Raw genomic sequence first — 6,800 nt, 5'->3', positions numbered from 1 at the left:
GGAGGAGACTAATAGTACTCCTGAGGTTCCTGTTGAAGAGAACACTACTGTTCCTGAGGTTCCGGAGGAGACTAATAGTACTCCTGAGGTTCCTGTAGAGGAGAACACTACTGTTCCTGAGGTTCCTGTAGAGGAGAATACTACTGATGTTCCTGAGGTTCCGGAGGAGACTAATAGTACTCCTGAAACACAAAATAACAATACCAGTGAAGATAAAACTGAGAATAATACTGAAGTTGTAGTTCCTGAAACTCCAATAAACAATACAGTAGAACAAAACATGACTGATAATCAGAATACGGATTCTGAAACAATAAAACACAATACTACTGAAAATAATCAGGATTCGGGTGCTGGAGAAACACCTGCGGATGAACCTAGTGAAACATCCTCAGAATCTGAATCTCCTAGTGAACCTGAAAACTCAGAAACTTCTACTGAAAGTGAATCTCAAGAAAGTTCTTCATCCGATAGTGGTAAAGAAGTTTCAATGACTGATGTAACTATTACTGCAGGTACTTCAACATCTGGTGGTGAATCCGGTTCAACAGCAGGTGCTGTAGCTATGTATGAAGTTGTCAAGAAGAATATTGGACTTCCACCTTCATCACAAGCAGAAATATCTTTCGGATATCTATTATTCATAGTGGGATTATTATTAATATTCTTCTTTGGATTCACAAGACCTAACAATAGATCTTAATAGAGTATTGTACATTTAAAAATACCCTCCTTTTTTTCTTTTTATTTTATTTTTAATTATTTTAATAAAAGGTGATAAGAATTGAAAACTAAAAAAATTATTTTGATATCTTGTTTTATTTTAATCTTATCATTAAATGCTATTTATGCTACAACAGATAATAACGATGATTTTTCAGATAATGTGCAAGAAATAACAAATGATGAGATTAATCAAAATAATCAATTTACTCAGGAATCAAAATTTGTGTATGTTGATATAAATTCCGAAACTGTTGATGAAGATGGCTCTCTGGAAGCTCCATATAAAACATTAAACAATGAAAATTTGGAAAAAATATCTGATAATTCAACAGTTTATGTGTCAAAAGGAACATATCAATTAAATCCTATCAATATTCAGAAAAACATTTCTGTAGTTGGAGAAAATAGGGATCAGGTAATTTTTGTTCCTAATGTAAACACAACTGTTTTTATAATTGATGTTGAAACAACAGTTACATTTTCAAATTTCACATTCAAAAATTATGAGTCTGATTCTAATTCAGCTATTGTAAATAATGGAAATTTGACTATTGAAAATCTTAATATTCTAAATAATACAGGTTCTTCCAGAACTTCTAAAAAAGGAAATATATTTAATAACGGTTCTTTGGAAATTGTCAATACAACTTTTGAGAATAACACAGCATCTTTCGGTGCAGCGTTATACAATACGGCTAATGCAACCATATTAAACTCACAATTTAATGCAAATCACATATATAATGTTGGTGGAGCAATATACAGTCTAAGGGGAAATTTAACAGTATTAGATTCATTATTTACTGAAAATACTGCTGTTAGTGGAGCAGCAATGTATAATGCCGCAGGGTATTGTTTCGTTAACAACACAAAGTTTATAGAAAATGATGCTGAACATTTCTTTGGTGGAGCAATTTATTCTACTGGTGTTACAAGAGTAAATAATTCCTTATTTGACTCCAATCATGCAACTATTGATGGTGGAGCAATAACTAATACAAATAATTTCACAATTATAAACTGTTCCTTTATAGAAAATTTCGCTAAAGAAAATGGTGGAGCAATAGAAAATGTACCCTGGTCTGCCACTGAAAATGGGAATTTGACCATTATCAACTCTTCATTTATTGAAAATGCTGCTGGTGGTAACGGTGGAGTAATAATGAACTATGGTAAAATTGAAGCTGTCGGTGAAATAGCAACAGTTACAGTTAGAAATTCTCTTTTCGAAGCCAATTCTGCTACAAATGGTGGAGTAATTTATAACGAACAATACATGGATTTCCAATATAATGTGTTCCTGGATAACGAAGCAGAAGAATATTGGGTGGTTTATTCTGATGAAAACATGATAAAATCATTAGATAACAATTGGTGGGGAAACAACAATCCTGTTGTCGATGAAATAGGTGTAATGCCAAAAAATTGGATTATCCTTACTTTTACAAATACAACACCTTTAATTAATAATTCAACATCTAACTTACAAGTCTCATTAGATACATTAAATAATGGGGAAATCATTGCTGAAGACATACCTGATAGAATAGCAATTTTTTCTGCTGATAAAACAACATTTGCCGAAAATAATATTGAATTTAAAGGTTCATTTAATACTACTGTACAATCTCTTGGTGATACAATTAATCTACGTGTAGACAACCAGCTTCTTTCATTACAACCCCTCATAATTAAGAAGGATGTATTTGTCACTTTTGATGAGATTAAAAATAGTACTTACGGTGACAATGTAACTATAAGTGGTAAATTTTCAGAAGTAAATGGTCGCACAATTTCCAATAGTAATGTTAAAATTATTGTAAACGGTAAAAAGTTTTACGCAAAAACTGATAATAAGGGTTTTTATTCACTTCTTACTAGAGTAACCGCTGTTGGAATTAATAATGTCTCAATTGGTTATAGTGGAAATGATAAATATAATTCCTATGAAGTTAATACAACATTCAATGCGGAAAAACAAAATGTTTTAGTAACATATAATCAAATTGCTGATACTAAAGTTGGTGAAAATATTACTATAACCGGTAAATTTATGGATGCCAATGGTAGAGCAATAACAAACAGTAACGTAAAAATATTAATCAACGGTAAAAAACACTATGCAAAAACAGATTCTACTGGTACGTATACTTTTACAACAACAGTTGCTGCTGCTGGGATTAATGATGTAACAGTAGCTTATAGTGGAAATGATAAATACAATTCTTTTGAAGAAGCAACAATATTCAATGCAGATTCTCAAGATGTAATTATAACTTATGAACCAATAAATAATGTGACTCTTGGGGATAATGTGACTATTACGGGTACTTTCACAGACAAATATGGAAAAGCAATTGTTAACAGTAATGTCAAACTAACTGTCAAGGATAAAAAAGTTTATGCAAAAACTGATGTAAATGGAGTATATACATTCCAAATTAAAGTAACCAGTGAAAATGTTAACAATATTACACTTGGATATAGTGGAAGTGCCAAATACAATGAATATTACACTCCAGTAATCATTTCGGTTAAAAATTAAACATTTTGTAATTTAACTGTTTATTTATTAAGTTAAACAGTTTATTTTACAGTTTTACTTTTTTTATATTTTTTTTAATTTTTTTAAAAATAAGTGGGGGTTAAATGTTAATAGGATTATTTGTCATTAAACACTAACACAGAGTCATCAGTTAGATCTGCTCTAATGTCTTCAAGTCCTAAATCAGCTAAATCTGCTGCACGACCTGGTTTTTTAGAAATTCCTACACCTGCTTTTAAAGTAACGCCTGTTTTTTCATCCACTTTTTTAAGAATTTCTCGTAATTCATTTTTAGTAATTCCGTTGGAAGGGGACATATAATTATCGCCTCCAATAAAGAAACACAATCCTCCGTGTTTGTATAATTCTTTCATAAGTTCATTTAATACGTCATAAACTACGAGAGATGTATCATATGCACTTTCAACATCAGTTAAGGTATTGGTTATGTCATCTATATCAATGTGAGCTATCTGTACTTTTGAATCTTCTGCATTTGCTAATGAATCAATGTTTAAAACTTCGCACCTGTCTTTAGATTGTGCTCCGCCACCCTTTTGAATCATTTCTGTTGCTACTTTTTGAGCTTCTGAAGGAGTTTCTCTGGCTGCTACACCCATACTTATTGTGATGGGGTATCTGTTATGGATGGATTCTTGAATCTTAATGTGGTCTTCTTTGTCAATTCCATTACTTATGGCTATTAAATTGTCAAATCTATTATAAAATACTATTCCACCACGTGCTCCGAATTCTCTTTCTAAATCTCCATATAATCTTGATTGTAGTGTTTGTAAATCCGGTTCGGCTCTAGGACCTGGTGTTACAGTCCATGGCCCATAATTATCTATTTGTATTAATGTAATTTGTATCATTTAATCACTTAAAAATTTAATCCTATTAATTAATAATTCAGTATCATCTTAGCTAATTCTATTTTCTCATCCATAGTCTTTAATATGATATTGGTAACTGATACTTTATCTGTAAATTCTTCTATACTATTCTTATATTTATTGTCCGTAGTATTTATTATATAATGGTCAAGGAACTCTTCATATATTTTAGCAACTCCTCTTGGATTAACTTCATATCCTTTTGATTTCATAAATTTGGCGGCAGGCCCACTTACTGCACTTTCACCAATAATTGGAGAAACGCTCGTTACATATTTTCCTTTAAGGATTTTTTTAACTTCGGGCATTGAAATAATTGGATTAATTGATGTGATGGGATTTGATGGGCCTATTATTATCTGTTCTGAATTTTCAAGTGCTTCCAATACTTCTTCCGTTGGTTCCACATTTTTATATATAACATCTAGTACTTGAGGCTCTGATTTTTTTTCAATAAGAAATTCATGAAAAGACAAGTCTCCTTCATCTGTTCTGATAATTATTTCACTTTGTTTGTCACTCATTGGTAAAATATTTGATAAAATGTTAAGAGATTTACTTTGTATTTTAATTGATTTTGTAAGTGAATATTGTTGCATTAACATAGTTTTCTGTATTTTTAAAGCACGGTCTTTATCACCTATTCTCAGAGTTTCATCAAATCCTAATTTTTTTAATTCTTCATGTGTATGAAACGTATCGTCTTTTCTTCCGTACCATGTATCTTCATTTATCAAATCGGACATTGTGTACAATACGGTGTCCACATCAGCAGAAACATAAACCCCTGAAAAATAATTATTTTCAAGAGTATTGACTATGATGTTCAGTTCCTTTTCATCTACAATCTCTTTAATTCCCTGTAATAATTTAGGGGTACCAGTACCACCAGAAAGTACAGTAATCATCAAATCACCAGCTATCTAAAAGCATCCTCTTTTTTATCACGAATAATCTCATTAATTGATGCATCATTCAAACCACATGAAGTTAAACCGGAATCATAACCTCTGATTAACACTAAACACATTCCATTGTCTGATTGTCCCATAATAAGACTGGCTGCACTTGCAAGTTCATCAGCAGTTCCTTCAATAGTGCTCATTAATTCTTGACCATAAAGGTCATGAGTGCCTCTAAAATCAGTAGTAGGATGTAATCCACTGATTCCAACCGCAACACCAATAGCACCAACACGCCATGCTCTGCCCTGAGTATCAGAAATAATTACTTTTGATTCGATTCCAAATTTTTTATCCAAAAATTTTTTAATCTTCCTGGCACTTTCATCAGGGTTCTTAGGAAGTGGTGTAACAAATCCTTCTTCACAATTGCTGTTATCTATACCACTATTTGCACATACAAATCCATGTTTGCTTTCAGTAATTATTAATCCTTCTTGACATACAATTATATCATTTGAATTGTTTAATATTATTTGACATTGTTTAGCATCTTTTCCGCTTTTGATTGACATTTCTTTAGCTTTTTCGGATACAACAACATCTTCAACTTTCACATAATTTCCTTCAGCTTTACTAACAACAGTTTCAGCAAGAACAAGTACATCACTATCAACAAGAGTGATTTTATTGTTTATTAAGGAGTTATAAATAATTTCGGGGAGATTATCATTCTCTTTGATGAGAGGAAAATCTTTAATTCCAATAATTTCAATACTCATAAAAATCATTTTAAACAATTGTTATATTTAATGATATATTTTTTTAAATTATTAAAAATTGTCTGTTTTTAACTAATGATTTTTAAGTTTTTTTAGATTATAAACCAAAAAGAAGATTTTTAACATAAATAATATTTAAAAAAAAATAAAAAGTAAAATTGGATTATTGTATTATAAATTAAATGACTTTGAATGTTGTGTTTGTTTCGTATGAATTGTATTTTGCGTTTCCACTGTATCCTATAGTTACATTGTAAGTTCCTGTTTTGTTAAACTGTTGTGTGAATGTATATTTTCCCGTACTGTCTGTTTTTGCATAGTACTTGACACTGTTAATAATAATTTTCACATTACTGTTTGTTATCGCTTTTCCAAGATTGTCAGTAAATTTACCAGTAATTGTCACGTTGTTTCCTTTTTTAACATCACTGATTTTATTATACGTTACAATGACGTTTTGTTTTCCAACTGTGAAAGTACTGTTTACTTCATATGCATTATATTTTGCGTTTCCACTGTAACCCACACTTAAGTTGTTTACTCCAACTTTAGTTACCAGTACTGACAAGTTGTATTTACCATTTTTATCCGTTTTAGCCAAGTATTTCACACCATTGACAAAGACACGAACATTACTGTTAGATATTCTTTTACCAAGATTGGTTGTGAATGTACCGGTTATTGTAACATTGGTACCTGCAGGAACTTCCTTAACGGGATCATAGGTTACAATTACATTCTGCTTACCAACGATGAATGTGGTATTATATTCGTATGCATTATATTTTGCATTACCACTATATCCTACTGAAAGATTATTTGTTCCAACTTTGGTTACTAAAATTGATATGTTGAATCTTCCACTCTTATCGGTTTTAGAGTAATATTTTTCACCATTAACAATAATTTTAACATTACTGTTACTGATTGTTTCACCAGTACTTTCTTT

General features: G+C 30.9%; 5 protein-coding genes and 1 pseudogene. 2 read left to right on the top strand and 4 right to left on the bottom strand.

All coding sequences use genetic code 11. From position 1 onward, the window contains the following. Together QZZ11_RS03530 and QZZ11_RS03525 are read left to right on the top strand one after the other, a co-directional pair. Positions 1-703 (top strand): annotated as a pseudogene (locus QZZ11_RS03530) (hypothetical protein); the annotation flags it as partial. Positions 704-784: 81 nt separating this feature from the next. Next, positions 785-3,271, top strand: coding sequence for a hypothetical protein (locus QZZ11_RS03525; protein ID WP_292473652.1), 2,487 nt, complete (start codon positions 785-787; stop codon positions 3,269-3,271). A 116-nt stretch (positions 3,272-3,387) separates the two neighbouring features. Here the strand turns inward: QZZ11_RS03525 and QZZ11_RS03520 are convergent, their stop codons facing one another. The 4 genes from QZZ11_RS03520 to QZZ11_RS03505 all read right to left on the bottom strand — a co-directional run. Next, positions 3,388-4,146: a GTP cyclohydrolase III gene (locus QZZ11_RS03520; protein ID WP_292473650.1), complete on the bottom strand. Its 759-nt coding sequence runs from the start codon at positions 4,144-4,146 to the stop codon at positions 3,388-3,390. Positions 4,147-4,175: 29 nt separating this feature from the next. Next, positions 4,176-5,075 (bottom strand): 2-phospho-L-lactate transferase, encoded by a 900-nt coding sequence (gene cofD, locus QZZ11_RS03515; RefSeq protein WP_292473648.1) that lies wholly within the window; start codon positions 5,073-5,075, stop codon positions 4,176-4,178. An 11-nt stretch (positions 5,076-5,086) separates the two neighbouring features. Then, positions 5,087-5,851, bottom strand: a complete 765-nt coding sequence (locus tag QZZ11_RS03510; RefSeq protein ID WP_292473646.1) for a coenzyme F420-0:L-glutamate ligase — start codon at positions 5,849-5,851, stop codon at positions 5,087-5,089. 178 nt (positions 5,852-6,029) lie between these two features. After that, a partial coding sequence (locus QZZ11_RS03505) for a carboxypeptidase-like regulatory domain-containing protein (RefSeq protein ID WP_292473644.1) occupies positions 6,030-6,800 on the bottom strand: 771 nt, incomplete at its 5' end.

The sequence above is a fragment of the Methanosphaera sp. genome, assembly GCF_016282985.1.
GTDB lineage: Archaea > Methanobacteriota > Methanobacteria > Methanobacteriales > Methanobacteriaceae > Methanosphaera.
Note: the sequence above shows the minus strand (reverse complement) of the source record. Positions and strands in the feature narration are given on the sequence as shown.

Coding starts and splice junctions, on each gene's coding strand:
- QZZ11_RS03520 (WP_292473650.1), bottom strand. CDS start 4,146: ATGATACAAATTACATTAATACAAATAGATAATTATGGGCCATGGACT.
- cofD (WP_292473648.1), bottom strand. CDS start 5,075: ATGATTACTGTACTTTCTGGTGGTACTGGTACCCCTAAATTATTACAG.
- QZZ11_RS03510 (WP_292473646.1), bottom strand. CDS start 5,851: ATGAGTATTGAAATTATTGGAATTAAAGATTTTCCTCTCATCAAAGAG.